Origin of the sequence: Curtobacterium sp. Leaf154 (genome assembly GCF_001424595.1) — a bacterium.
In the GTDB taxonomy this organism is placed as follows: domain Bacteria; phylum Actinomycetota; class Actinomycetes; order Actinomycetales; family Microbacteriaceae; genus Curtobacterium; species Curtobacterium poinsettiae.
The window spans coordinates 76,969-101,235 of the sequence record NZ_LMOS01000007.1 but is presented as its reverse complement, the minus strand read 5'-3'; the positions used below and the strand labels follow the sequence as shown (position 1 = coordinate 101,235).

At 71.6% G+C, this 24,267-nt stretch carries 25 protein-coding genes; 14 read left to right on the top strand and 11 right to left on the bottom strand.

What is annotated here, in order from left to right; genetic code table 11:
• Positions 1 to 148 precede the first annotated feature (148 nt).
• Positions 149 to 1,657 (top strand): phospholipid carrier-dependent glycosyltransferase, encoded by a 1,509-nt coding sequence (locus tag ASF75_RS14590; protein ID WP_156463903.1) that lies wholly within the window; start codon positions 149 to 151, stop codon positions 1,655 to 1,657.
• Between the two features lie 93 nt (positions 1,658 to 1,750).
• Here ASF75_RS14590 and ASF75_RS18265 read toward each other — a convergent pair whose 3' ends face one another.
• From ASF75_RS18265 to ASF75_RS14575, 4 genes are all read right to left on the bottom strand, one after another.
• Positions 1,751 to 1,879 (bottom strand): hypothetical protein, encoded by a 129-nt coding sequence (locus ASF75_RS18265; protein WP_268750877.1) that lies wholly within the window; start codon positions 1,877 to 1,879, stop codon positions 1,751 to 1,753.
• Between the two features lie 54 nt (positions 1,880 to 1,933).
• Entirely contained in the window at positions 1,934 to 2,176 is a 243-nt protein-coding gene (locus ASF75_RS14585) for a hypothetical protein (RefSeq protein ID WP_056072542.1), read from the bottom strand.
• On the bottom strand, positions 2,173 to 3,393 hold the full coding sequence (locus ASF75_RS14580) for a lipopolysaccharide biosynthesis protein (RefSeq protein WP_056072539.1): 1,221 nt from the start codon (positions 3,391 to 3,393) through the stop codon (positions 2,173 to 2,175). The genes ASF75_RS14585 and ASF75_RS14580 overlap by 4 nt, the downstream gene beginning before the upstream one ends.
• 68 nt (positions 3,394 to 3,461) lie before the next feature.
• Positions 3,462 to 4,772 (bottom strand): MATE family efflux transporter, encoded by a 1,311-nt coding sequence (locus ASF75_RS14575; protein ID WP_056072536.1) that lies wholly within the window; start codon positions 4,770 to 4,772, stop codon positions 3,462 to 3,464.
• A 237-nt stretch (positions 4,773 to 5,009) separates the two neighbouring features.
• On the opposite strand from ASF75_RS14575, the gene ASF75_RS14570 reads away from it, so the two are divergent.
• Both ASF75_RS14570 and ASF75_RS14565 read left to right on the top strand, forming a co-directional pair.
• On the top strand, positions 5,010 to 5,585 hold the full coding sequence (locus tag ASF75_RS14570) for an RNA polymerase sigma factor (RefSeq protein ID WP_056072533.1): 576 nt from the start codon (positions 5,010 to 5,012) through the stop codon (positions 5,583 to 5,585).
• Positions 5,585 to 6,349, top strand: a complete 765-nt coding sequence (locus ASF75_RS14565) for a hypothetical protein (protein WP_056072532.1) — start codon at positions 5,585 to 5,587, stop codon at positions 6,347 to 6,349. Before ASF75_RS14570 ends, ASF75_RS14565 begins: the two co-directional genes overlap by 1 nt.
• Before the next feature lie 166 nt (positions 6,350 to 6,515).
• Here the strand turns inward: ASF75_RS14565 and ASF75_RS14560 are convergent, their stop codons facing one another.
• A complete protein-coding gene (locus tag ASF75_RS14560) occupies positions 6,516 to 7,853 on the bottom strand; it encodes a uracil-xanthine permease family protein (protein ID WP_056072529.1) in 1,338 nt (445 codons plus the stop codon).
• An 81-nt stretch (positions 7,854 to 7,934) separates the two neighbouring features.
• Here ASF75_RS14560 and ASF75_RS14555 point away from each other — a divergent pair, with 81 nt between their 5' ends.
• Both ASF75_RS14555 and ASF75_RS14550 read left to right on the top strand, forming a co-directional pair.
• Entirely contained in the window at positions 7,935 to 9,899 is a 1,965-nt protein-coding gene (locus ASF75_RS14555; RefSeq protein ID WP_042538058.1) for a M13 family metallopeptidase, read from the top strand.
• The gene (locus ASF75_RS14550; protein WP_017887737.1) at positions 9,899 to 10,837 is read left to right on the top strand and encodes a serine hydrolase; all 939 of its coding nucleotides are present in this window, start codon (positions 9,899 to 9,901) and stop codon (positions 10,835 to 10,837) included. Before ASF75_RS14555 ends, ASF75_RS14550 begins: the two co-directional genes overlap by 1 nt.
• 167 nt (positions 10,838 to 11,004) lie before the next feature.
• Here ASF75_RS14550 and ASF75_RS18260 read toward each other — a convergent pair whose 3' ends face one another.
• The 4 genes from ASF75_RS18260 to ASF75_RS14530 form a co-directional block, all read right to left on the bottom strand.
• The gene (locus ASF75_RS18260) at positions 11,005 to 12,345 is read right to left on the bottom strand and encodes a hypothetical protein (RefSeq protein ID WP_056072526.1); all 1,341 of its coding nucleotides are present in this window, start codon (positions 12,343 to 12,345) and stop codon (positions 11,005 to 11,007) included.
• Between the two features lie 60 nt (positions 12,346 to 12,405).
• Complete coding sequence (locus ASF75_RS14540) at positions 12,406 to 12,825, bottom strand: GNAT family N-acetyltransferase (protein WP_156463902.1); 420 nt, start codon at positions 12,823 to 12,825, stop codon at positions 12,406 to 12,408.
• 291 nt (positions 12,826 to 13,116) lie between these two features.
• Complete coding sequence (locus ASF75_RS14535) at positions 13,117 to 14,394, bottom strand: SGNH/GDSL hydrolase family protein (protein ID WP_056072523.1); 1,278 nt, start codon at positions 14,392 to 14,394, stop codon at positions 13,117 to 13,119.
• A gap of 191 nt (positions 14,395 to 14,585) precedes the next feature.
• Positions 14,586 to 15,263: a DUF4232 domain-containing protein gene (locus ASF75_RS14530; RefSeq protein ID WP_056072520.1), complete on the bottom strand. Its 678-nt coding sequence runs from the start codon at positions 15,261 to 15,263 to the stop codon at positions 14,586 to 14,588.
• Positions 15,264 to 15,362: 99 nt separating this feature from the next.
• On the opposite strand from ASF75_RS14530, the gene ASF75_RS14525 reads away from it, so the two are divergent.
• Positions 15,363 to 15,638 (top strand): hypothetical protein, encoded by a 276-nt coding sequence (locus ASF75_RS14525; RefSeq protein ID WP_017887732.1) that lies wholly within the window; start codon positions 15,363 to 15,365, stop codon positions 15,636 to 15,638.
• Positions 15,639 to 15,641: 3 nt separating this feature from the next.
• Here ASF75_RS14525 and ASF75_RS14520 read toward each other — a convergent pair whose 3' ends face one another.
• Both ASF75_RS14520 and ASF75_RS14515 read right to left on the bottom strand, forming a co-directional pair.
• Positions 15,642 to 16,040 carry an NUDIX hydrolase gene (locus tag ASF75_RS14520; RefSeq protein WP_082509777.1) on the bottom strand — a complete coding sequence of 133 codons (399 nt, stop codon included), beginning with the start codon at positions 16,038 to 16,040 and terminating at the stop codon, positions 15,642 to 15,644.
• 35 nt (positions 16,041 to 16,075) lie between these two features.
• A complete protein-coding gene (locus ASF75_RS14515) occupies positions 16,076 to 17,398 on the bottom strand; it encodes a glutamyl-tRNA reductase (RefSeq protein ID WP_017887730.1) in 1,323 nt (440 codons plus the stop codon).
• 38 nt (positions 17,399 to 17,436) lie between these two features.
• Here ASF75_RS14515 and hemE point away from each other — a divergent pair, with 38 nt between their 5' ends.
• The 8 genes from hemE to hemC all read left to right on the top strand — a co-directional run bounded on the left by hemE (position 17,437) and on the right by hemC (position 24,037).
• The gene (hemE, locus tag ASF75_RS14510; protein ID WP_056072517.1) at positions 17,437 to 18,543 is read left to right on the top strand and encodes a uroporphyrinogen decarboxylase; all 1,107 of its coding nucleotides are present in this window, start codon (positions 17,437 to 17,439) and stop codon (positions 18,541 to 18,543) included.
• Positions 18,540 to 19,856, top strand: coding sequence for a protoporphyrinogen/coproporphyrinogen oxidase (locus tag ASF75_RS14505; RefSeq protein ID WP_082509775.1), 1,317 nt, complete (start codon positions 18,540 to 18,542; stop codon positions 19,854 to 19,856). Before hemE ends, ASF75_RS14505 begins: the two co-directional genes overlap by 4 nt.
• Positions 19,857 to 19,956: 100 nt before the next feature.
• The gene (locus ASF75_RS14500; protein ID WP_017887727.1) at positions 19,957 to 20,211 is read left to right on the top strand and encodes a hypothetical protein; all 255 of its coding nucleotides are present in this window, start codon (positions 19,957 to 19,959) and stop codon (positions 20,209 to 20,211) included.
• Positions 20,208 to 20,666 carry a phage holin family protein gene (locus ASF75_RS14495; protein WP_017887726.1) on the top strand — a complete coding sequence of 153 codons (459 nt, stop codon included), beginning with the start codon at positions 20,208 to 20,210 and terminating at the stop codon, positions 20,664 to 20,666. The genes ASF75_RS14500 and ASF75_RS14495 overlap by 4 nt, the downstream gene beginning before the upstream one ends.
• Positions 20,667 to 20,707: 41 nt before the next feature.
• A complete protein-coding gene (locus ASF75_RS14490) occupies positions 20,708 to 20,938 on the top strand; it encodes a DUF3618 domain-containing protein (RefSeq protein ID WP_017887725.1) in 231 nt (76 codons plus the stop codon).
• 68 nt (positions 20,939 to 21,006) lie between these two features.
• Complete coding sequence (hemQ, locus tag ASF75_RS14485; RefSeq protein WP_056072514.1) at positions 21,007 to 21,759, top strand: hydrogen peroxide-dependent heme synthase; 753 nt, start codon at positions 21,007 to 21,009, stop codon at positions 21,757 to 21,759.
• A complete protein-coding gene (locus tag ASF75_RS14480; RefSeq protein ID WP_017887723.1) occupies positions 21,756 to 22,988 on the top strand; it encodes a ferrochelatase in 1,233 nt (410 codons plus the stop codon). Before hemQ ends, ASF75_RS14480 begins: the two co-directional genes overlap by 4 nt.
• The gene (gene hemC, locus ASF75_RS14475; RefSeq protein WP_235517694.1) at positions 22,985 to 24,037 is read left to right on the top strand and encodes a hydroxymethylbilane synthase; all 1,053 of its coding nucleotides are present in this window, start codon (positions 22,985 to 22,987) and stop codon (positions 24,035 to 24,037) included. Before ASF75_RS14480 ends, hemC begins: the two co-directional genes overlap by 4 nt.
• The last annotated feature ends 230 nt before the right edge of the window (positions 24,038 to 24,267 follow it).

Below are 24,267 nucleotides of genomic sequence, written 5' to 3'. Positions count from 1 at the left end.
TCGGGGGTGGCGTCGGTGTGGGGCGTCGTACGCGTCGCGGACGGCTCTGCTGATCCGGCCGCTCGAGCAGTCGTGCCGGTCGGCAAACGGGTCCGTCCGTCGGGTGGCGTGGCTGCTGCGGTCGGCGTGCGTGGAAGACTAGACGGTCGTGACGGCTCCTCATCGCACTCGACGATCGCTCGATCGCCAACAGCTCCTGCGCGTCGTCACGTTCGTGATCGTGGTCGGTGTGGCGTTGGTGTTCGCGTACTGGCACGTCGGTCGGCAGCGTGTGGACGTCGACGAGGACGTGTACGTCGTCTCCGGGTGGGAGTACGTCCACGGCGTCTTCATCCGGAACCTCGAGCACCCGCCGACCGCGAAGTACCTCTTCGGGCTCGCCGAGCTCGCCCTCGGCGGGCCTGGACCGCTCGGCCCGCGCTACGTCGCAGCGACCGCTTCGTTCGGCATCGGACTGGTCTTCTTCCTGTGGTTCCGGCGGTCCGTCGGGTTCTGGGCGGCACTGATCACGGCTGCACTCTGGTGGCTGACCCCGCGGGCCAACGGCATCGCCTGGGCGGATCCGGCCTCGGGTGTGGCGACGAGGATGGACCGCACGGCCCTGCTCGAGCCGGTCATGATGTTCTTCGCGGTGGCGGCGATGTACGCGGCGTGGCGGTGGGTGAACGGCGTCGACCGCCGGCGCTGGCTCTGGGCTGCCGCGTCCGGGTTGCTGCTCGCACTCGCGGTGACCTCGAAGGTGACGCCGGCCGTGATCGTGCTCGCGATCATCGCGTTGCCGATGCTGTTCCGCCGGTGGTCGGACCTGTTGACCGGTGGGCTGATCGCTGCCGGCACGTTCATCGTCGCGTTCGTCCTGCTGTACGCGCCGGTGGGGTTCGGTCGCGGCTTCGTGCACATGCTCCAGTTCCAGTCGGAGCACAGCGCGACGGGACACACGATCAGGCTGCTCGGACACGAGTTCCAGTCGGCCCCGTGGTGGGCGAACTTCGTGTACTTCGCACAGGGCACGAGTCGGTGGCTGGTCCTCGTCCTGGTCATCGGGCTGGTCGCAGCGTTCGTGTTCCGTCCGGACCGCCTGGTGGCGTACCTGGCCATCGGCCTGGGCGCCCAGGTCGTGTTCCTGACGTCGTCCCACGTCGCGCTCGGGCACTACTACTACGCGTGGATGCCGCTCCTCATCGCCCTCGCCGGGATCGGCTTCGGGCGTGCGGGCTGGCCGGCGAGGCATCCCGGCCGGCGGCAGGCGCTGTTCCGTGTGGCCGCCGTGGGCCTGGTGCTCGCACTCGCCGTCGCCCCCGTCGTCCGGCTCGGCGCCGCCGTGGCGCAGGCTCGTGTCGCCGGGATCGCGCGGCTCGACGCGGAGCTGCGCGCCCGCGGTGTCGACCACGGGACCGTCCTGTTCGGCGGGTACAACATCGTCGCGTGGAAGCCGTACTTCCCACCGCCCCGTGGGACCTGGGAGCGGGACGCCGACGACGTCACCGCAGTCGTCCAGGGCATGGATGGGCGGTTCCCGATGCAGCCGGGGGTGGCGTCGTTCCTCCGCACCCACCACGACGAGCTCGAGCACTTCACCGTCGACGAGCTCCAGGTGTGGATCCCCGAGCACGGTTCGATCCGGGAGCGTGACGGCGTGCTCGAACTGGTCCCGTAGCGGCGCAGCATCGACCCCCTGACCGGCGGGGTCGAGGGAGCTCGCCGAACCACGGCCACGGCCACGGGCTCCCGCGCACGAAGCGTGTGCGGCCTAGTCGTCGGCGGCGGACAGTTCAGCCGTCATGCTCCACCCCTGACCTTCTGTCCACGTCAGCGTGACCCAGCAGTCCTTCGCCCGCTTGTCGGCAGGGTGCACGAAGACGCCGACGATTGTCGTCACCACCGCGTCGTTGGAGGTGACCTTCGCACCCGGTGTCAGGAGCGGCTCGCAGACCTACCACGCCCTGACCGCGCCGGAACGCTGATCCTGTCCCACCGCCGACACGAAGCGGTGTTCGTCGTGCTCCTCGAGACCCTCGACCGCCGCTTGTCTCGCGGCGGTCTCCGAGGCGTCGGAGGGTTCGCCTCCGACATCGGTCGGGACGTTGTGTCCGGAGCAGCCGGCCAACGCGACCGCGGCGACGATCCCGATGCTCGTGAGCAGCGGGGTCCGTGAGTGGTTCCGTGCGAGCTTCATGCGACATTCCCGACGGATCGTCGAGGCACGGCGCTGGTGCGCACCCCGAGCACCACCACCGCGACCAGGTTGACCGCGCTCCCCACCAAGAACCCCGTGGTCCCACCAGCGACACCTGCGATGGGTCCGAGTACTGCCATGAGTCCAGCCCCGACGACGAACCCCGCGACCGAAGCCAGGGCGACCTGCCGTGAGCGTCCAGCGGCGAGCAACAGCGCCGCCGGCACGAGCCCGACGGTGAACACCCACACGGCGACCATCAGGTACCGCAGGTCGGCGACAGCAGCGGCGCCCTCGGCGGGGTAGACGATCGGCAGGAACCACCCGGCGAGCAGAGCGATCAGGCCGAAGACGACGGCGGATGCCGCAGCGAACCCGACGACGAGCAGCAGGGCTCCACGGGAGCGCAGCGATCCACCATCGGTCCGGTGTGCGAACGCCGGCACGAGCACCTGCCCCAACGCCTGCCCGAGCATCGACGCCGGCGTCGCCAGGGTGAAGGCGGCGGCGTAGACACCGGCGTCGTGCGCCGACGACGTCACCTGCGCCGAGATCATCGTCAACTGCAGCAACCCGTTCGAGGTCACCACCGCCAGCACGTTCCACGCCGCGAACCCGAGCACCCCGGCGGCGGGTTCGTGTGGAGCAGGCGCGAAGCCGTTGCCCCGCGGCCAGCACGCGATCGCGAACACCGTGTACCCGATGGCCAAGGGCAGCAGCACGAAGGGCTCGAGCCGCGCGACACAGGCCACGACGAGCAGCCCGAGCGCCAGGACGCTCGTCACGGAGTCCCAGAGGGCGACCCGCGGCGCCCGGTCGTAGCCGAGCTGCGCGCCGCGGGCGTAGCAGTAGAGGCCGTAGCCGACGACGACCGCGGCACCGCCGAGCACCATGCCGGAGCCGTTGCCCCAGGCCAGCGCGACCGGCACGGTGACCGCGGCGAGCACCACGCTCGACACCAGCATCGACACCCCGAGCAGCCGGTTCACCGCGGCATCGGACCGCTGACCTCGCAGCGCGATCGCCAGGAACCGCGACGCGGTGTTGCCGGCGGCGTTCGGCCAGAGCAGCGCGACGAACACCGAGAGCGACAGCAGCGCCGTGGTCTGCCCGAGGGTCTCGGTGCCGAACACCCGCCCGACGACGACGGTCACGAGCAGCTTCGCGATGCCCTGCACCCCGATACCGACCGTGGCGAGCACGGCGGACGAAGCCACCGAAGACGACGGAGCCGCAGGAGAATCAGGCCCGGCGGTCGAAGCGGGCCCAGCCGGAGAAGACCCGCTCACCGCGCCAACGCCTGTTCCACCCAGCCGCGCCGGTGCGCCCGCCCCCCGAGCGTCACCGCCCGGACCCCGATGTACCCGAGGGCGAAGGCCGCCCACAGCCCCGCGAGCGTGCCGCCGGCCCACCAGAGCAGCGGCAGGTACACGACGAGGTTCACGCCTCCGGCGATGGCCAGGTACCGCGCGTCCCCGGCACCGATCAGCACCCCGTCGAGCACGAAGACGTACCCGGCGACGGGCATCCCGACGGCGATGAGCACCAGCACGACGGGCAGGGCGTCCCGCACCGCCCGCGAGTCCGAGAACACCGGCCCGAGGACACCGCTCACGGCCAGGGTCAGCACCCCGAGCAGCACACCGCCGGCGATCCCGAGCAGCACGAGCCGTCGCGTCACCAGTCGCACCCGCTCCGGGTCACGTCCGCCGAGTCCGTGCCCGACGAGCGCCTGCCCGGCGATCGCCAGGGCGTCGAGCGCGAACGCCAGCGTCGAGAAGACGGTCAGCCCGACCTGCGTCGTCGCCAGCCCGGTGGTCCCCAGCCCGGCAGCGGCGCCGACGGTCGCGAGCATCGCGATCCGCAGCGACGCGGTCCGCAGGAACAGCCATGCCCCCGACCGCAGGGCCCGGGCGACGCCCGAGGCACCGGGTCGCAGCGGTGCCCCCGACGATCGAGCGGCCCGCACCGCGATGCGCACGTAGACGACGGCCATCGCCCACTGCACGATGACGGTGCCGGCGGCGGATCCCTCGACGCCCCAGCCGGCGCCGTAGATCAGGACGGCGTTGAGCAGCCCGTTCGCGACGAACCCGATGGTCGCGACGACGAGCGGGGTCTTCGTGTCCTGCAGCCCACGCAGCAGTCCGGTCGAGGCAGTCACGACCAGGATGCCGGGCAGCCCGATCAGGGAGATGGTCAGGTAAGCGGTCGCGGCGGCCGACACCTCGGCCGAGGTGCCGAACAGGTCGACGAGCGGCCCGGCGAGCGGCCACCCGACCAGCGCCAGCACCACCCCCAGCACGAGCGCGAGCCACATGCCGTCGATGCCTGCATGCACGGCTCCGCGACGGTCGCCACCACCGAGCGCCCGCGCCACGGCCGGGGTCGTCGAGTACGCCAGGAACACCAGCAGCCCGGTCACCGTCGACAGCACGGCACTCGCGAGCCCGACGGCCGCCAGCGGCGTCGCCCCGAGGTGCCCGACGAGCGCGGTGTCGGTCAGCAGGAACAGCGGCTCGACCACGAGCGCTCCGAGCGCCGGCACCGCCAGCCGCACGATGTCGCGGTCGACCGCGCGCCGCTCAGCGGTCACAGCGGGTCGCGTCGGTCGGTGCACCGACCCATTCTGTCGGCGATGCCGACCCGTCGTGGTCACCAGGCGGGGTGGGCGTGACCCCGGGACGGACTGGAGGCCCGTGGCCGTGTCCGCCACGGGCCTCCAGTCCGGTGGTCCCACGTCCTCGGGCTTGCGCCCCGCACGACCTCGTTGCGCGACGAGCTGATCCGCTGGCGTCTGTAACGCTGGAGCCATGACCGGACACTCCAGAGTGTGAAGGACGAACAGGACGACGGCCCGCTGTGGACGCGAGCGGTCCGTGATGACGGGGCTGCGTTCGCCGCGCTGTTCGACCGGCACCGACCGCGCATCTACCGACGGGCGTTGAGCCTGACGGAGAACTCGCACGACGCCGAGGACATCACGGCGGCGGCGTTCTACGAGCTCTGGCGCAAGCGCAAGAGCGTCACTCTGGTGGCGGGTTCCGTCGCTCCGTGGTTGCTGGTCACGACGGTCAACCTGACCCAGAACCACCGACGCGCAGCGGCGCGGTACCGGAAGCTCCTCGACGCACTCCCTCGGGACGATCCCCACGCTCCAGCCACGGACGCCGAAGACCTCGAGGCCCGCGAACGCCTCAGGACGACGATCCGGGGACTCGCGCCGCAGGACGCCGCGCTGCTGGTGCTCACCGGGGTCGAGGAGATGCCGGTCTGGCAGGCCGCGCAGGCGGTCGGTCTCAAACCGCCGGCGGCACGCGTGCGGTTGCACCGGATGCGGCAGCGCCTGCAACGCGACCTGCACGACCTCCGTCCCAGTGTCCGCAACGCACCGGAAGGCACCTACTGATGAGCATCGACATGAACCCCGACGCTGCTGCGGCGGTCCGCTCGGAGCTGGCCGCCATCGGGACACGACCCAGCGCCCTGCAGCGCCAGCAACGACGTGCACGCATCGGCGTCTCGATCGTCTCCGTCGCAGCGATCGCGGTGACGACCAGCGCCGCCGCCCTGGTCGTCGCCGGGCTCCCGGGCACCACGACGACGGCAGCAGTCGGGCGCACGACCACTGCGACGCACACCGGCCCCGCACTGATCGACATCGGGCAGGCTCCCGACACCGCGGGTGCCGTGATCGTCGACATCACGTGCCGCAACGACGTCGGCATGGTCCGGGTCCCCACCGTCGGAAGGGGCGCATCGGGCCTGAGTTGTCGGGACGAAGGGACGATGCGCGTCGTCGACGGCCGGCTCCCGGAGCGAGGGACCACGACGTTCAGCATCGAAGCGTCGGCGGGGACGCGGTGGACGGCGACGCTGCAGTACGCCACCGCGGTCACGTCGGACTGGGCGGTCAACGACAAGGGCCAGACCTACGGGGTCCCGAACGCGTCGGGTCACCCGGATCTGGTCCCCGGGAGGGCGGACAACGGCCGCGAGGGCTGGGTCCTGTGGAGCGAGCCGGACGGCGGCGACGTGTACGAGTCCGACGGCACGACCGTGGTCGGGCAGTGGACCCCGGGGGTCGCCGATGAGGTCCCGCTCGATCAGCGGTACATCGACGAGCAGGAGTCGGTGCAGACCGCGACCCCGTCGCCCAGCGCGCCCCGCTGAACCGGGCGAGGAGCGCGTTGCGGACCGGAGCGACCGACTGGGGGGCGTTCCGGTCCGCAACGCACCACGTGACGGACTGGAGGCCCGTGGCCGTGTCCGCCACGGGCCTCCCGTCCGGTGGTCCCACGTCGTCAGGCGCGTGGCGACGGCCGGCCGACCACTCGCGTCAGTCGGCGCGCGGTTCCGCGGGGACGGCGCCGGTTGCGGCGTGCGCGGGGTCGGCGGCCTCGGTCGAGGGCTCGTCGGTGCCGCGGGCCCGGCCGATGACGTCCATCAGGTGGTAGACGACGATCGCGGCGATCGTGCCGACGATGATGCCGCCGAAGCTGGCCTGGCCGAAGGTGAACGTGAAGTTCGCGATTCCGATGATCAGAGCGATTCCGGCGGTCAGCTGGTTCTTCGGCTTCGAGAAGTCGACGCGGTTCTCGACCCAGATCCGGATGCCGATGATGCCGATCAGGCCGTAGAGCGCGGTGGTGGCGCCGCCGAGCACGCCGGCGGGCACCGACGAGATGACGGCGCCGATCCTCGGCGACAGGCCGAGCAGGACGGCCGCGATCGCGGCGACCCAGTAGGCGGCGGTCGAGAAGACGCGGGTGGCGGCCATGACGCCGATGTTCTCGCCGTAGGTGGTGGTGGCGGAGCCGCCACCGACGCCGGCCAGGACGGTCGAGATGCCGTCGGCGAAGAGCGCGCGACCGGTGAGCGGCGTGAGGTCACGGCCGGTCAACTGCCCGACGCCCTTGACGTGGCCGACGTTCTCGGCGACCAGCGCCAGCACGACCGGAACGAACGCCAGGTAGATCGGCAGCTGCGACGGGTCGAACGCGGGAGCGGTGAAGTCCGGCAGACCGATCCACGGCTTGTGGCCGACCTTCGAGAAGTCGACCTGACCGCCGATGAGCGCCGCGACGTACCCGACGAGCACGCCGATCACGATCGACAGGCGGCCGATCAGGCCCCGGAACAGGACGGTGACCAGGATGATCGTCGCGAGGGTGATGACCGCGATGACCGGGGCTTCCGTGAAGTTGTCCCGGGCCGACGGTGCCAGGTTGAAGCCGATCAGGGCGACGATCGCGCCGGAGACCACCGGGGGCATCAGTCGGTCGATCCACCCGGCACCGGCCAGGTGCACGACGAGCCCGACGATCGCGAGCAGCGCACCGACGACGATGATGCCGGACAGGGCGAGCGGGATGCCGCCGATCTTGGTCGCCGCACCGATCGGGGCGATGAACGCGAACGACGAGCCGAGGTAGCTCGGCAGGCGGTTGCCCGTGATGAGCAGGAACAGGATCGTGCCGATGCCGCTGAACAGCAGCGTCGTCGACGGCGGGAAGCCGGTGATCAGGGGCACCAGGAACGTGGCGCCGAACATCGCGACGACGTGCTGCACACCGAGGCCGATCGTCCGGGGCCAGGTGAGCCGTTCGTCGGGTGCCACGATCGTCGTCGCGGAGACGGTCTTGCCGTCGCCGTGCAGCTTCCACGGAAGTCCCATGCGATGACCGTACCGGCAGCCGTGTGCCGGTGACGACCCGGATCGACCTGCCCCATGGGGTCGGTGGCTATCGTGGACCGCATGACCGACGTCGCACGTGCCTCCGGCATCCACACTGACGAACTCGACCCCGCGGTGCGCCCCCAGGACGACCTGTACCGCCACGTGAACGGGACTTGGATCGAGGCGACGCCGATCCCGGACGACAAGGCCCGGTACGGCTCCTTCACGGTGCTCGCCGAAGCCGCCGAGATCGCCGTGCGCGACATCATCGAGCGCTCGCAGCAGGCCGCCCCCGGCACCGAGGAACGCAAGGTCGGTGACCTCTTCACCTCGTTCACCGACGAAGCGCGCCTCGAGGAGCTCGGCACCGCGCCGATCGAGCACCTGCTCGCCGAGATCACCGCCATCGACTCCGTGCCCGAGGTCATCGCCGCCGTCGGCCGCTTCGAGCGCCTCGGCCTGCCGAGCTTCCTGCAGCTCTTCGTCGACAACGACCCGGGCGACCCCGAGTCCTACGTCGTGTTCCTGGAGCAGTCCGGCCTCGGCCTGCCCGACGAGTCGTACTACCGCGAAGAGCGGTTCGCCGACATCCGCGAGAAGTACCGCGAGTTCGTCGCGGCGATGTTCCCGCTCGCCGGGTTCGACGACGGCGGCGCCCGCACCGAGCACGTCGTCGCACTCGAGACGGCGCTGGCGTCGAAGCACTGGGACAACGTCACCACCCGTGACAGCCAGAAGACCTACAACAAGCTGCCGTGGGCCGAGGTCGCCGCGCTCGCGAAGGGCGTCGACCTGCAGACCTGGTGGCAGGCCATCGACGCCCCCGCCGGAGCCTTCGAGACCGTCGTGGTCCGCGAGCCCTCGTTCATCACCGGCCTGGCCGACCTGCTGAACGACCAGCCGCTCGAGGTCTGGAAGGACTGGCTGCGCTGGCAGGTCATCCGTGGTTCCGCCGCGTACCTGACGAGCGCGTTCTCGGCCACGAACTTCTCGTTCTACGGCACCGCACTCACCGGTGCGCCCAAGCAGCGCGAGCGCTGGAAGCGCGGCGTCTCGCTGGTCGAGGGTGCGATGGGCGAGGCCGTCGGCCGCATCTACGTGCAGGAGCACTTCGACGAGACCTCGAAGGCCAAGATGGACGACCTCGTCGCCAACCTGGTCGAGGCGTACCGGCAGAGCATCACGGCGCTCGACTGGATGACCGACGAGACCCGTGCCCGTGCGCTCGACAAGCTCGACAAGTTCACGCCGAAGATCGGCTACCCGGTGAAGTGGCGCGACTACTCGGCGCTGCCCGTCCTGTCCGACGACCTGGTCGCGAACGTCCGCGCCGTCGCCTCGTTCCAGGTCGACCGCGAGCTCGGCAAGATCGGCAAGCCGATCGACCGCGACGAGTGGTTCATGACCCCGCAGACGATCAACGCGTACTACAACCCCGGCTTCAACGAGATCGTCTTCCCGGCCGCGATCCTGCAGTTCCCGTTCTTCGACGCGGACCGCGACGCCGCCGCGAACTACGGCGCGATCGGTGCCGTCATCGGGCACGAGATCGGTCACGGCTTCGACGACCAGGGCTCGCAGTACGACGGCGACGGCAAGCTCGAGAACTGGTGGACCGAAGCGGACCGCGCGGCGTTCGAGGAGCGCACGAAGGCCCTCATCGCGCAGTACGACGCCCTGGTGCCGACCGAGGTGCCCGACAGCCACGTGAACGGTGCCCTGACGATCGGCGAGAACATCGGTGACCTCGGTGGCCTGTCGATCGCGTGGAAGGCGTACCTGCTGTCGCTCGACGGTCAGGAGCCCCCGGTCGTCGACGGACTGACCGGCGCCGAGCGCTTCTTCCTGAGCTGGGCACAGGCCTGGCGGATGGCGATCCGACCGGAAGAGGCTGCGCGTCTGCTGTCGATCGACCCGCACTCGCCGAACGAGTTCCGCTGCAATCAGGTGGTCCGCAACATCGACGTCTGGTACGACACCTTCGGCGTGACCGAGCAGGACGCGATGTACCTCGACCCCGCCGAGCGCGTCGCCATCTGGTGATGACGGAGTCGGACGCGGCCCGGTCGTCGCGCCGCCGGCGACCGGACGACCGCCCAGCGGGTGGCGGCCGCGGTCGTGGGCGGCACAGCGGCCGGGCCGACGACCGCTTCACCGCCACCACCGAGGCCCTCGGTGCGCTCGCGCTTGAGGGCGCCGGGGTGAGTGCCTCGGTGATCGACACGTCGAGCGGCAAGGCACTGCTCGGGATCGACGACACCCTGGTGCAGCCGGTCGCGAGCCTGGGCCGCGTCCTGCTGCTCATCGAGGTCGCCGCCCAGCTCGAGGACGGCCGCCTGCACGGTGACCGGCTGCAGCGGATGGCCCGCGACACCGCGACCGGCGCCGGCCTGTGGCAGTTCCTGCAGGAGCCGACCATGCAGGTGCCCGACCTGGCGACCCTGGTCGGGGCCACCGCCGATGCCTGGGCGATGAACGCGCTGCTGACGACGGTGGGCATCGACGCCGTCCGGGAGCGCGCGGAGTCCCTGGGCATCGAGCGCACGGCGTTGATCGACCGCGTGCGGGACCGCCGTGGGCCGGACGACGCTCCCGACGCGTCCGTCGCACCGACCGGGGAGCTGTCGTGGGTGATGCGCGGCCTGGCGCTCGGCGAGGTCGTCGACGAGGCGGTGTCGAACCGGGTGCTCGGCTGGCTGTCCCTGGCGAGCGACCTGAACCTGGTCGCCGGTTCCTTCGGCCTCGACCCCCTGGCGCACCGGGCACTCGACCACGGGTTGCAGGTCGTCGCGGTCACCGGGTCGAGCACCGGCGTGCGGGCCGAGGCGGGGATCCTGCGGGGGCCCGGGTCGTCGGTCAGCTACGCCGTGACGGTGACGTTCGACGACGCTTCGTTGCAGCGGCGGTTGGCCGTGGTCGAGGCGCTGCGGACCATGGGCACCGAGGTGCTCGAGGCGGTGCACGCCCCGGCTCGTCGCTGAGCTCGCTTGCCGCTGCCGCTGCTGTTGCCGCGCTGCCGCTGCCGCTACTCGTGCCGAGTCTCGGTCCGGCGGACAGATCGCGGGCGCAGCAACGGCGACAGTGTCCGCGGGGCCGAGACTCGGGGAGCGCGGACGCTACGGACGGTGGCGGGTGCGGTGTCGCCGGGTCAGGGCCGCGGGACGCAGACCGACTCCGCGCGCAGACTCAGGCCGTCGACCGTGCCCCGGATGCTCGCCGTGGCAGGATCCGCATCCGTTGACGACGACCAGTAGTCCCGGCCCATCGCCCGGCCGCTGACCTCGAAGCCCTCGGAAGTCCACAGCGCGGTCACGGCGTCGAACGGCGCCTGCGCGTCGTCGACGATCTGGAACACGGGCACGATGCTGAACGCCGTCGCGCGGGTGCCGGTCGCGTCGGGCGACCAGCTCGATCCGGGTGGCGCGCACTGTTCGGTGCCCGTGGTCACGGTCGCCGGGACCCCGGCAGCGTCGGCGGAGCGCTCGAGGAACGCCCGGAGCGTCGCGGCCCGGTCGCTGACGTCGGCGGCCACCCAGGGGGTCGGCGACGGGCCCGACGTCGGGGTGCCCGGGGCAGTGGCGTCCTGCGGCTTCTTGGCGTCGAGGGGGAGTCCGAGCCAGCCGCTCGTCCCGTCGAGGCCGACGGAGAACGCGGTGCGCGGAGCGCGGTGTGCATCGGCGGCTTCGTCCTTCGTCCGGACGAGGACGTCGGCGACGGCGCCGAGTCCTCCGCCCGAGACCGACAGGGAGGGGCGTTCGGCCTCCCCGGCTGTGGCGGACTCGGCGGCGGCGGCGTCGGTGGTGGCCTGCGCAGCGTCGGCGTAGGTCGTGCCCGGTGAGTAGGACAGGCGCTCGACGTGGTGGTCACCGTCGCCGTCAAACCCGTCGATCGTGCGCAGGAGTGCTCGTCCGGGGTGCGTCGCCGTGATCCCCACCGAAACGTCACCCCGGTCCAGCGAGGCCGGGTGGTCGCCGACGATCGGACGGGCCTGCGTGACGGCGTCGGTGAAGCTGACGCCCGGCACGAGCCAGATCGTGGAACCTGACGGGGTCACCCAGAGCCTGCGCACGAAGGGCTCCGCACGCAGCCGTCCGGCCAGGTCGACGACGTCGCGGTCCATCGGATCGAGGACGACCGGTGCCGACGCGCGGCTGCGAGGCACGTCCAGGGTCACCGACAGCGTCGTGCCGCTGACACCCCGCGCCGCCGTGTGCCGGATCCGTTCGGCGACGGCGAGGTCGCTCGAGTCGGCCCGCACCTCGAGCGACGTGATCCAGTTGTGCGGGTCGTCCTTCGCGTCGACCTGACGGACCTCGCCCTCGGCCGTGTCGACGCCGGGCAACCGCTCGACCCGGGTGATGAGCTTCGCGAGTGCCGATTCCGATCCGGTCGGCGGTGGCGGTGACCACGTGCACGCGGCGAGTGTGAGCACGACGATGAGCGCGGTCGCGAGCGCTCCTGCTGAACGTGTCCGTGCGCGAGCCCCCATGCGTCCGAGTCTAGGAACGCCGTGGTGCCGCACGGAATCGGTCGCGGGACCCATCCCCGCTCAGCGCAGGAGCACGAAGGAGCGCAGCGGCTGGGGTTCGACGTCGTGGGCCTCGACGAAGCCACGCGACTCGTAGAACGCCCGCTGCCCCGCCTCGGTGTCGGTGAGCAGGACCGTCTGGCGAACGTCGGCGTACCGCTGCAGGACCGCGTCGAGGAGTGCACCGCCGACGCCCGACCGGTGCGCGGACGGCACGACGAGGACGTCCTGCACGTACACGATCGTCACGCCGTCGGAGACCGTGCGGAGCAGGCCGAGCAGGTGTCCATCGTCGTCGCGGGCGGTCAGCACGGTGTGCGAGCCGACGATCGCCGCGGTGAGGGCTGCGGGGTCCTGCGTGTACGCGGTCCACCCGACGGCGTCGTACAGCGCCACCAGTTCGTCGGTCCCCGGGCGTTCGTCGCTGATCGTCGTGCGCACGGAGCCCATCGTGCCCGAGCTCACGGGGACGGGTGCGACCGGCGAGTCGTGCTCATCTATTCCTTGACGCCCGGTCGGATCCGGACGAGCATCGCTGCTGGCGACGCGCGGGGGCGAGCGTCGCCTGGCACACGATGACGTGTGGTGTGAGCGCCGTCGTGTCGACCCGAATCCCCACGACGGCGCTCCTTGGACTGTCCGTACCTGCGGTTCGCGGTGCCCACGGTCCGGGGCTCCCGCTCGTCACGGACTGCGCCCCGCCCGCGATCACCACGCGGACGGGGCCCCAGCTCAGGCCGGTGTCGACGTCAGGTAGGCGTAGAGGATCGCCGCGATGACGTCGTAGCCGGTGTCGTTCGGGTGGATCCCGTCGTACATGTAGGTGTTGCCCGTCGTGCCGGTCTGCCCGAAGTACGGCGGCACGTAGGCACCGAGGTCGAAGAACCCGATCGCGACACCCGGGTTCGCGGACCGGAACGTGGTCACCGCCTGCTGCTGTGCGGCGCGGTACTTCGCCCACTCGGCGGCCGACGCCTTGCCCAGCTGGTACGGCATGATCACGAGCAACGCCGAGTCCGGGCTCCGGTCGTGCACCAGGTCCAGGTAGTTGACCGTCTGCTGCGTCAGCACCGCGGGGGTGACCACGCCGTAGTCGTTCGTTCCCCACATCGACGTGATCAGGTCGGGCGAGAACCGACGGAGCGCATCCGCCCAGGTGTCGTTGCCGTTGGCGGCCGACGACGCGAGGGAGAACCCCTCGGTGCGCGAGGTCGACTGCGATGCCTCGAGGACGTGGAACCCACCGCCCTCGTCGCCGTCGAAGAGCTGCCAGCCCTCGAGGAACGGCTCGCCGCTCTGCCACGTCACCGTGACGGTGCGGACCGCGGAGGCCGACTTCGGGCTGGTCCAGGTCTGTTCACCGGTGGAGACCGCGGGCAGGGTGACCTTGGTGCCGTCGATGGCGACGGAGACGGCGTCACGCGTGCTCGTCGCCCGCCACGACAGCACGAACGACGTGCAGCGCTGCGTGAACGTCGCCGACCGGACGCCGGTGCCGGTGCCGGTCAGCGCGACGGCTCGTCGGCCGAGTCCGGACTTCGTGCTCCGGGCGCCTGCGTACGTGGCGGAGCGGAGGTCGATCGCGGCACCGTTCGCCCCGGTGTACGAGACGTAGGTCACCGTGGTCGGCGGCTTGTCGACCGTGGCGTACTGCGAGCGGGCGGGGACGTAGTCGAACCCGCCGGGTGCCTGCCCAGCACCGTTGCGGAGTCGTGCCCGCACCCGCGCCGGGTACCCCTTCTGCGGCGAGGCTGCGCCGAACGCCTCCGTGATCGAGTCGCCCGCCGTGACGATGGTCGCGGTGCCGGCGGCGACCTTGCGGAAGAACCCGGCGAGCGGGTCGCTCGCGGAGTAGGTCAGTCCCGACGGGATGAACGGCTTGGTGGCTGCCGCGGTCGCCGGTGACGCCGCAGCGCCGGCCAGGGCTGATCCGCCGATCGTGACGGCGGCGCCCTGCAGCAGACCTCGCCTCGAGATCCCCCGGCCGCTCTTCGAACTGTGATCCGTCATGTTTCCCCCAAGAGCATCGATGCGGTGGTCACGGCACGAGCGCACTCTCCGGTCCTGCCGACCTGCGGCAACCTGAGAGAACCCCCATCCCACGACGACCATAGGTCAGTTCCGTCGTGAGCAACAGACCTGTCCACTCCCGGGATCGGTGCCAGCGGATCGTGCGACAGCTGTCGTCGAACGTCCGACCGCTACGACGTCGCCTGCCCCTCCGGCACGAACGCCTGCACGGACAGCAGCGAGGCGTCGGCGGACGCGCACGCCTTGTAGTCCGTGTCCTTCACGAACAGGGACTGCTTCGACCCGGGCGGGTACACACGGAAGCCGTCCGGGGTCTTCGCCGAGCAGTCACCCGACGGGTAGTTCTCGGCCCGGACGATCTTGAGCGGTGCGACGGCGGTCTTGCCGGGTGCGAGGGTCACGGTCGGGTGCGGCGCGTTCTTCTCCTGCGTCGCGGCCGCACCGATCTGCTTGCCGGTGCCACCCCCGACGAACGAGACGCCCGGCCACCCCTGCACGGTGCAGGTCGTCGACCCGGTGTTCTCGAGCACCAGGTGCACGATGACGCTGCCGGCGGCACCACCGCTGCCGGCCTCGATGCGTCCTGCCAGCGACGACACCGCGCACCGGTCACCGGAAGCAGAACCGGAACCGGCGGACGACCCGGAACCGGTGGACGGTGCCGTCGAGGCGGACTCGTCCGACGACTGCGGTGCGGACGCCGGCGCGGACGCGGACGGCGACGGCGCGGGCGCGGTGACCGTCTCGGTGGCGGCGGGCTGCCCGTCCGAGGCACACCCCGCCAGTGTCCCGACGGCGACGAGCCCGGTCACGACGAGCAGGAACTTGGATCGGCTGCTGCGTTGCATGCTGCACAGGCAACCACCGAACGCCGCATCCGGTTCGGTCGGCGTCCAGGGACCCCGAGCACACTCCGAGGCAAGCAACCCGAGCAGCGGAGGTCGGACATGACGGGCAAGCACGAACAGGCACGAGGCGACGAGGGTCGCGCGGACGGGGTCGAGCCCCGCGCCGGAGCCTTCACCGACAGCGAGATCCCGGGCGAGGAGCACGTCGAGTCGACGGAGCCCGTCGGCGAGTTCGTCTCGAGCGACATCCCCGGCGAGGCGCGTCCGAACGGCGCCGGGCCCGATGGCGAGTACGTCGACTCGGACATCCCCGGCGAGGCCGAGCCGGCACAGAACGGCGAGGTCGGGGAGTACACCGACACCGACAAGGCCTGACGGTCAGTCGATCAGCTCCGCCGCCACCAGGCGGCGGAGCGTCTCCACGCCCGCAGGCGGGCAGCGACCCGCGTCGGCGGAGGTGACCCACTCGACCTCGTCCACCTCGGCCGAGGCGACGGGCGTGGCGGAGTCCAGCGGGCCTCCCGGCCGGACCAGGAACAGCGTCATCGCGACCATCGTCCCCGGCGCCTGCCCGTGGGCGGGCTCGAGCACGACGCCGAACGGTTCGACGTCGGCGGCGGTCAGCCGCAGACCGGTCTCCTCGTGCGCCTCGCGCACGGCGGCCTCGACGTCGGTCTCGTGCGGCTCCGCCTTGCCGCCGGGCAGGTAGAGCACGTCGCGCGCCCGGGCGCGCACCATCAGGACACGTCGGTCACGCACCAGCAGCAGCGCACTCACGCGCAGTGTGGGTGGTTGGGCGCCTGTCTGGAGGCTCAGCTCGCGTCCGCCTGGTCGTCGCGACCCGGGGTGGTCGGGTCCAGGGCCGTGCGGTCGGCCAGCGGGACGACGGGCGACGGCAGCTCCGGTTCGGCGTCGGGGCGGACGCCGTACAGGGAGTCGATCGCCCCGACGAACTCCTCGCCGCGACCGGCCCGACCGAGCTCACGGGCGCGGACCGACGGACGGTGCAGCAGGACGCCGACCAGGTGCCGGAGCGCCCGCTCGGTGTGCTCGACGGACTCGCCGTCGGCGTCCGCGCGGCGCTTGGCCCGCTCGATCTCGTCGTCGAGGATGTCGAACACGTGCTTGCGGAACGCCACGAGCGCCGGGGTCGTCGACTGCTCCATCGCCTGCGCGCGGAACCGGGACACGGCGTCGTCGACCATCGCGCGGGCCTCGGACTCGGCGTTCAGCTCGGAGATCGGGGCGTGGATGCTGATCGTCTCGAGGTCGAGCAGCTCGACGCCGTCGACGCCGGCGGCCGCGGGGTCGACGTTGCGGGGGAGCCCGAGGTCGATGACGATGCGGCGGACCCCGTCGTCGAGGTCGGCCGGTGCGACGACCGGGACCTCGCTCGAGGTGCAGGTGATCAGGACGTCGCTCGCCCCGATAGCCTGGCGCAGGTCACGGGTGGCGACGAGGTCGTGCTTGGCGGCGAACCAGGACGCGCGACCCGAGGGCGAGAAGACCTGGATGTTCGTGGCACCGCGGTCGCGCAGGGCGGCGATGGTGGTCGCCGCGTAGCTGCCGGTGCCGACGAGCAGCACGCGGGTGCGGGCCCAGTCGGTGACGCGCGACGAGGCGAGTTCGAGGCCGAGGCGCACGAGCGACCGGCCGGCGGCGCCGATGCGGGTGCGGGTCTTGACGCCGCGCGAGGTGTGCGCGGCCTCTTGGAACAGGCGCTCGAGATCCGAGGTGGTGGTGCCGTTCGACCGGGCGTCCTCGAGCGAGCGACGGACCTGGCCGGAGATCTCGGTCTCGCCGACGACGACGGACTCGAGACCGCTCGACACGGCGAACAGGTGCTGCACGACGTCCTTGCCGCCGAGCACGTTGACGGAGTCCAGGACCTCGGTCGCGTCGAGGTCGCTCGCGGCGGCCACGGCCTGCACGGTGGCGGAGACGGCGGAGTCGCTCTCGTCGCCCGCGATGTCCAGGTACGCCTCGAAGCGGTTGCAGGTCGCGAGGACCACTGCACCGTCGAGGACGCCGGCATCCGTGACGAGTCGGCTGGCTGCCGCGGGTGCACCGATGCTCAGTCGCTCCAGGAGATCGAAGCTGGCGTTGCGATGCGACGCCGTGAGACAGATGAGCACGTAGTCAATGGTAACGCGCTCGATGGGAGAATCATCCGGTGACCGAAGCGACGAGCACATCCCTCCCCGACTCCCACCCCCTGGCATCAGGGCGGACGAGTGGTTCCCGCCTGGTACGGGCCCTGCGGGGTGACCGTCCGGAGACGCTCCCGGTGTGGTTCATGCGGCAGGCCGGACGGTCCCTGCCGGAGTACCGCGAGCTTCGGATCGGCACAGCCATGCTCGATGCGTGCCTCGACCCGGAGATGGCGTCGGAGATCACCCTGCAGCCGGTGCGCCGGCACGGGGTCGACGCGGGCATCTTCTTCAGCGACATCGTCGTGCCGATCAAGCTCGCCGGCGTGGACGTCGAGATCGTCCCCGGTCGTGGTCCGGTGCTCTCGTCGCCGATCCGCACCCCCGTGGACGTCGACGCGCTCGAGCAGCTCGACCCCGCGGCCCTCGCCCCCATCGAGCAGGCCGTCCGCCGAACGGTCGAGCAGCTCGGCGACACCCCGCTGATCGGCTTCGCGGGGGCACCGTTCACCCTGGCCGCCTACCTGGTCGAGGGCGGCCCGTCGAAGGACCACATCCGCGCCCGCACGCTCATGCACGCCGACCCCGAGACCTGGTCGCGGCTGCTCGCCTGGGCCGCCGAGGTGTCCGGGATGTTCCTGCGGGCCCAGGTGCTCGCCGGGGCCTCGGCCGCGCAGCTGTTCGACTCGTGGGTCGGGTCGCTCTCCCGCGCCGACTACATCCGGTCCGTCGCGCCGCACTCCGCCCGGGCCATGTCGTACGTCGCCGAGCTCGGGGTCCCGCGCATCCACTTCGGGGTCGGCAGCGGCGAGGTCCTGGCCGACATGACGACCTTCGGCACGGACACCGTCGGCGTCGACGCGATCGGGGTCGACTGGCGCCTGCCCCTCGACCAGGCGGTCCAGCGCGTCGGCACCGGCGTCAGCGTGCAGGGCAACATCGACCCGGCGATGCTCTCGGCGCCGTGGGACGTCCTCGAAGCGCACGTCCGCGACGTCGTCCGTCGGGGCAGTGCCGCACGGGCCCACGTCGTGAACCTGGGCCACGGGGTCCCGCCGGAGACCGACCCGGACGTCCTGACCCGCGTGGTCGAGCTCGTCCACTCCCTCGGGGACGGAGCCGGCGCATGACCGACGTCGTCGTGGTCGGCGGCGGGATCGCCGGGCTCGTCACCGCGCGTGACCTGGCCAAGGGCGGCGCCCACGTGGTGCTCGTCGAGTCCTCGGGCGAGCTCGGGGGCATGATCCGTCGGCACACCGTCGGCGGGATCGACCTGGACATGGCGGCGGACTCGTTCGCCACCCGCACGGACGCCGTCGGCCGCCTGGCGACCGAGCTGGGGCTGGGCAACGACGTCGTCGCCCCCGACCCCCGCGGCGCGTGGCTGATGACCCGCGACGGCCGGACCTCGCCGATCCCCGCGACCGGGCTCCTCGGCATCCCGAGCACCCCGATGGCGGCCGACGTGCTGGCCGTGGTCGGACAGCAGGGCGGTCTGCGAGCCCAGATGGACTCGCTGCTGCCGGCTCCGGTGGGCGCCAAGGCCTCCTCGCTCGGCGAACTCGTCCGGCGGCGCATGGGGGAGCGGGTGCTCGACGACCTGGTGGTGCCGATCGCCGGAGGCGTGCACTCCACCCACCCCGACCAGCTCGACCCCGACCGGGTTGCTCCGGGCCTGCGCGCCGCACTGCTGCGCGAGGGCTCCCTGGCCCGGGCGGTCCTGTCGCTGCGGGCACGGGCGGCCGCCGGCACCCCGGTGCAGGGGATCCGCGGTGGCACGGTGCGGCTCGTGGACGAACTCGTCGCCGACATGGCCACCTACGGCGTCGACGTCCGACTGCACACCCGGGCGACCCGGATCGAGGCGCACGCGGTGGAGACCGTCCGCGCCGACGGCACCACCGAACGGCTGCCGGCCCAGCACACCCTGTCCTCCGTCGCCGACCCGGAGCGCACGGCTGCACCCGACCGGACGGGCATTCAGCTCGTCACGCTCGTCGTCGACCAGCCGGAGCTCGACGCCGCCCCGCGTGGCACCGGCATGCTCGTGCACCCGGACGCGCAGGCCGTCTCGGCGAAGGCCCTGACGCACGCCACCGTGAAGTGGCCGTGGCTGGCCGACGTGGCGGACGGACGCCACGTCCTGCGACTCAGCTACGCGACCAGCGCGACGGACACGGCGGGCGTGGCCACGAGCCTCCCGGTCGACCCGGCCGACCCCGTCGGCAGCCGTGCCCTGCAGGACGCCTCCACGCTGCTCGGCGTGCCGATCACGGCGGACCGCGTCAGCGGGGCCGCACGCGTCGGCTGGTACGGGCCGGACCTGACCGCAGCCGGGCTGGCCGAGGGTGTCGTCGGCATCGGCGAGGTCTCGACCGGACGCGGCCTGGCGGGCATCATCGGCGCGGCCCGGAAGGCAGCCGACGAGCTCCTTCGTTCCTGAGCGGACCGCGCAGCCCCTGAGGGCTACTGTTGGTGAGACCGCCGGACGTATTCCGTTCGGTGCATGACCACCGCACAACCAATGCACGGAGGAATCGCACATGCGCGGAAAGCTCCTGTTCGTCGCCGGCGCCGCACTCGGGTACGTCCTGGGATCGCGAGCCGGACGGGCGCGGTACGAGCAGATCAAGACCGTCAGCGGCAAGGTCTGGAACAGCAACGGCGTCCAGAAGGGCGTGCACGTCGCTGAAGACTTCATCGCCGACAAGACCCCGGACGTCGCCGAGTTCATCGGTGAGACCACCAAGAAGGCCGTCCGCAAGGTCGGCCAGAAGAAGGACACCACCACCTCATGACGGACACCCGCGATCGCAAGTCGCGTTCGCTGTTCGGCCTGGTCGGTGACGTCCCGAAGCTCGTCAAGGGCCTGGTCAAGGGCGAGATCGACCTGCTCAAGGCCGAGATGCTCGCGAAGGCGAAGATCTTCGGTCTGGCAGCCGGGCTGCTGGTCGGTGCGCTCGTCGTGGTGCTCTACGCGATCGGCGTCCTGCTGACCGCAGCCGTGATGGGCCTGGCGACCGTGATGCCGGCGTGGCTGGCCGCACTGGTGGTGGCCGTGGTGATGCTCGTCATCGCCGCGATCCTCGGCCTGGTCGGCTGGAAGCGCCTGAAGAAGGGCCTGCCCCTCACGCCCAAGCGCACGATCGACAGCGTCAAGAACGACATCAACGCGGTCAAGGGCCTCGGCAAGAAGCCGACCCCGCCGACGCAGTACGGCAGCCGCAAGCCGGACGTCGACAGCCGCTCCTGAGCGTCGACAGCCCCGACAGCCGCACCACCGACGGAGGAACCGTGACCGACCCGCACGACGATCTCGCTGCCCGCGTCGCCGCGACCCGCGCCCAGTTGTTCGACACCCTCGACGCGATCGAGGACAAGCTCAACGTCCCGAAGCAGATCGGGATCGCCGCGTCGAGGTTCAAGCGCGGCCTCGACGAGCAGCCCGTCCCCTACCTGGCCGGTCTCGCAGCCGGCGTGGCAGTGGTCGGGGGTATCGTCGTGATGGTGCTCCGACGGCGGTAGACCGCCCGAGCGCGGTCCACCGGAGGCGGGGCGGCCACCACCCTGGCAACCGATAGGACAATGGATCCATGAGCTCCGACGCGCCCGTGCCCGCGAACGACCACCCCCACGCCGAACCCGCCGAGACCGGTCACCCGGACTCCGGGATCGACCCGAACCTGCTGACGGCGTACGCTCTGTGGGCAGTGTTCCGCCGGCCCCTCGGTCCGATCCACCGCGTCGGCGACGACGCCGTGGCCGAACTCGACGCCGTGATCGCCAGCGCCGCCGAGCGCGGGGTCACGATCCGTGGCTTCTACGACGTCTCGGCCTTCCGCGCCGACGCCGACGTCATGGTCTGGCTGCACGGCGACGACGCACAGGCGATCCAGGCCGTGCTGCGCGAGATCCGCCGCACCGGACTGTTCCAGGACGCCGAGCCGGTGTGGCACGTGATGGCCATGCACCGCGAAGCCGAGTTCAACAAGCGGCACACCCCCGCGTTCCTGCGCGGCAAGGACCCCGAGGCGTGGATCACGGTGTACCCGTTCGTCCGCTCCTACGAGTGGTACCTGCTGCCCGAGGACGAGCGCTCGAAGATGCTCCGCGACCACGGCATCGCCGGCGCGAAGTACCGCCGCGTGCTCACGAACACCATCGCGACCTTCGCCCTGAGCGACTACGAGTGGATCCTGCCGCTCGAGAGCCCGGACCTGGTCGACCTCGTCGACCTGATGCGCGATCTCCGTTACACCGAGGCGCGCATGCACGTGCGCGAAGAGGTCCCCTTCTTCACGGGTCGTCGCGTGACGACCGCCGAACTCCCGGAGGTGCTGTCATGACCGACACCAGCATGATCACGAACGGCCAGGTCCTCGCCGCGACCCCAGCGGCAGCGTCCGGACCCGAGCACGTCGAGACCCCGACCGCGTACGACGCGATCCTGCTCGCGGGCTTCGGTGGTCCCGAGGGCCAGGACGACGTCATCCCCTTCCTGCGCAACGTCACCCGCGGCCGCGGGATCCCGGACGAGCGGCTGGAGGAGGTCGCGCACCACTACCGCCACTTCGGCGGTGTGAGCCCGATCAACGCGCAGAACCGTGCGCTCAAGGCCGCGCTCGAGGCCGAGCTGGCGTCGCGCGGCATCGACATGCCGGTGCTCTGGGGCAACCGCAACTGGGCGCCCTACCTCGAAGAGGCCTTCACCGAGGCAGCGGACAAGGGCTACACCAAGCTCGTCGCCATCGCCACGAGCGCGTACTCGTCGTTCTCGAGCTGCCGGCAGTACCGCGAGGACTACGCCCGCGTGCTCAACGAGACCGGTCTGATCGACACGATCCAGATCGACAAGGTCCGCCAGTTCTTCGACCACCCGGGCTTCGTCCGCCCGTTCATCGACGGCGTCCGCGACGGCATGGCCCGCGCGATCGCCGAGAACGATGGCCTGGACGTCGCGACCGAGCTGCAGGTGCTCTTCTCGACGCACTCGATCCCCTCGACCGACGCCGCCCGCTCCGGCCCCGACTACCGCGGGTTCGACGAGCACGGCGCGTACGAGGCACAGCACCTCGCCGTGGGCGAGGTCGTGCTCGACCAGGCCTGGGCCGAGCTCCTCGAGCAGCCCGAGCACGCCCACCTGCAGGGCACGTCGAAGCCCGCCTGGAAGCTCGTCTACCAGTCGCGTTCCGGCCCCCCGACGCAGCCGTGGCTCGAGCCGGACATCAACGACTACATGAACGAGGACCTCAAGGGCGGCCCGACGCGTGCCGTGCTGATCGTCCCGCTCGGCTTCGTCAGCGACCACATGGAGGTCATGTGGGACCTCGACGAGGAAGCCACCGAGACCGCCGGTGAGCTCGGCTTCTGGTCGCTCCGCACGCAGACCCCCGGCATCGACCCGGCCTACGTGTCCGGTCTCGTCGACCTGGTGCTCGAGCGGGTCAACGGCACGCCGAAGGCCGAGCGTCCGCACATGACCGACATCGGTCCCTGGTACGACGTGTGCCGTCCGGGCTGCTGCGAGAACGTGCGAGCGGGGTTCAAGCCCGCCGCCGCCGGCGTCGCCCCGTGACCGACGCACCCGTGAACGACCCCAACACGACGTCCCCCGATCGCCCGGCCCCGATCCGGCTGGGCACCCGTGCCAGCCGGCTCGCGGTCGCGCAGTCGCAGGACGTCGCCGACCGCCTTGCGAAGGCGGCCGGTCGACCCGTCGAACTCGTCACCGTCACGAGCGAGGGCGACACGAACCGTGCGTCCCTGGCCTCGCTCGGTGGCACCGGTGTCTTCGCCAGTGCCCTGCGTGAAGCCCTGGTCGCCGGCGAGGTCGACGTGCTCGTGCACTCGCTGAAGGACCTGCCGACCGCCCCGTACCCGGGTCTGACGATCGGTGCCGTCCCGAAGCGTGCGGACGCCCGCGACGTCCTCGTCGCCCGGAACGGTGCGACCGTCGACACGCTGCCGGACCGCGCGAAGGTCGGTACCGGTTCGCCGCGCCGTGCCGCGCAGCTCCGTGCCGCACGGCCCGACCTGGACGTCGTCGACATCCGCGGCAACATCGACACCCGCCTCGGTCGGGTGGACGACGACCTGGACGCCGTGGTGCTCGCCGCCGCCGGCCTGGGGCGCATCGACCGCCTGTCGGCCGCCACCGAGCTGCTCGACCTCGGCTTCTGGCCGAGTGCTCCCGGGCAGGGTGCGCTCGCGGTCGAGATCCGCACGGACGAGACCGACCGGGGGCTGCTCGCGGCACTCCGCAAGATCGAGCACGCCCCGACCCGCCTCACGGTGACGGCCGAGCGCGAGGTGCTCGCCAAGCTCGAGGCCGGCTGCTCCGCTCCGATCGGTGCGACGGCCGTCGTGGACGCCGAGCTCCTGCTCGTGTCCGCGACCGTCTACCGCCCCGACGGCACCGAGTACCGCACCGCATCGCACGCGGCCGTGCTCGACGGTTCGGCGCAGGACCGTCTCGACGAGGCGCTCGCGGTCGGTGGCCGCGTGGCGACCGAGCTGCTCGAGAACGGTGCTGCGGAGCTCGCCGACCTGGCGACGACCGTCGCCGAGGACACCACGGACGGGCCGTACACCGCGGGCCCCGGCCTGGCGACGCCGGCCGAGTAGGCGGTCACCACGGAACCCTCCACCACCGCGACGGACGAGGCGCGACCTCCGGTCGTCCTCGTCCCGCGTGGCGGTGCGTGGGGGGACCGGGTCGCCGCGGCCGCCCGGGCCCGTGGGCTCGCCCCCGTCGTCGTCCCCCTCATCACGGACGCTCCGCCGTCGGACCCCTCCGCGCTCGACGCTGCGGTCCGGCGACTGGTCGCCTCCGGTGCGGCCGGGAGGCCCGGATC

What these genes read in the sequence shown, in the direction of transcription:
- ASF75_RS18260 (WP_056072526.1), bottom strand. Translation starts at nt 12,345, where the DNA reads ATGGGGGCTCGCGCACGGACACGTTCAGCAGGAGCGCTCGCGACCGCG.
- ASF75_RS14585 (WP_056072542.1), bottom strand. Translation starts at nt 2,176, where the DNA reads ATGAAGCTCGCACGGAACCACTCACGGACCCCGCTGCTCACGAGCATC.
- ASF75_RS14505 (WP_082509775.1), top strand. Translation starts at nt 18,540, where the DNA reads ATGACCGACGTCGTCGTGGTCGGCGGCGGGATCGCCGGGCTCGTCACC.
- ASF75_RS14555 (WP_042538058.1), top strand. Translation starts at nt 7,935, where the DNA reads ATGACCGACGTCGCACGTGCCTCCGGCATCCACACTGACGAACTCGAC.
- ASF75_RS14500 (WP_017887727.1), top strand. Translation starts at nt 19,957, where the DNA reads ATGCGCGGAAAGCTCCTGTTCGTCGCCGGCGCCGCACTCGGGTACGTC.
- ASF75_RS14495 (WP_017887726.1), top strand. Translation starts at nt 20,208, where the DNA reads ATGACGGACACCCGCGATCGCAAGTCGCGTTCGCTGTTCGGCCTGGTC.
- ASF75_RS14565 (WP_056072532.1), top strand. Translation starts at nt 5,585, where the DNA reads ATGAGCATCGACATGAACCCCGACGCTGCTGCGGCGGTCCGCTCGGAG.
- ASF75_RS14480 (WP_017887723.1), top strand. Translation starts at nt 21,756, where the DNA reads ATGACCGACACCAGCATGATCACGAACGGCCAGGTCCTCGCCGCGACC.
- hemQ (WP_056072514.1), top strand. Translation starts at nt 21,007, where the DNA reads ATGAGCTCCGACGCGCCCGTGCCCGCGAACGACCACCCCCACGCCGAA.
- ASF75_RS14535 (WP_056072523.1), bottom strand. Translation starts at nt 14,394, where the DNA reads ATGACGGATCACAGTTCGAAGAGCGGCCGGGGGATCTCGAGGCGAGGT.
- ASF75_RS14530 (WP_056072520.1), bottom strand. Translation starts at nt 15,263, where the DNA reads ATGCAACGCAGCAGCCGATCCAAGTTCCTGCTCGTCGTGACCGGGCTC.
- ASF75_RS14550 (WP_017887737.1), top strand. Translation starts at nt 9,899, where the DNA reads ATGACGGAGTCGGACGCGGCCCGGTCGTCGCGCCGCCGGCGACCGGAC.
- ASF75_RS14560 (WP_056072529.1), bottom strand. Translation starts at nt 7,853, where the DNA reads ATGGGACTTCCGTGGAAGCTGCACGGCGACGGCAAGACCGTCTCCGCG.
- ASF75_RS14525 (WP_017887732.1), top strand. Translation starts at nt 15,363, where the DNA reads ATGACGGGCAAGCACGAACAGGCACGAGGCGACGAGGGTCGCGCGGAC.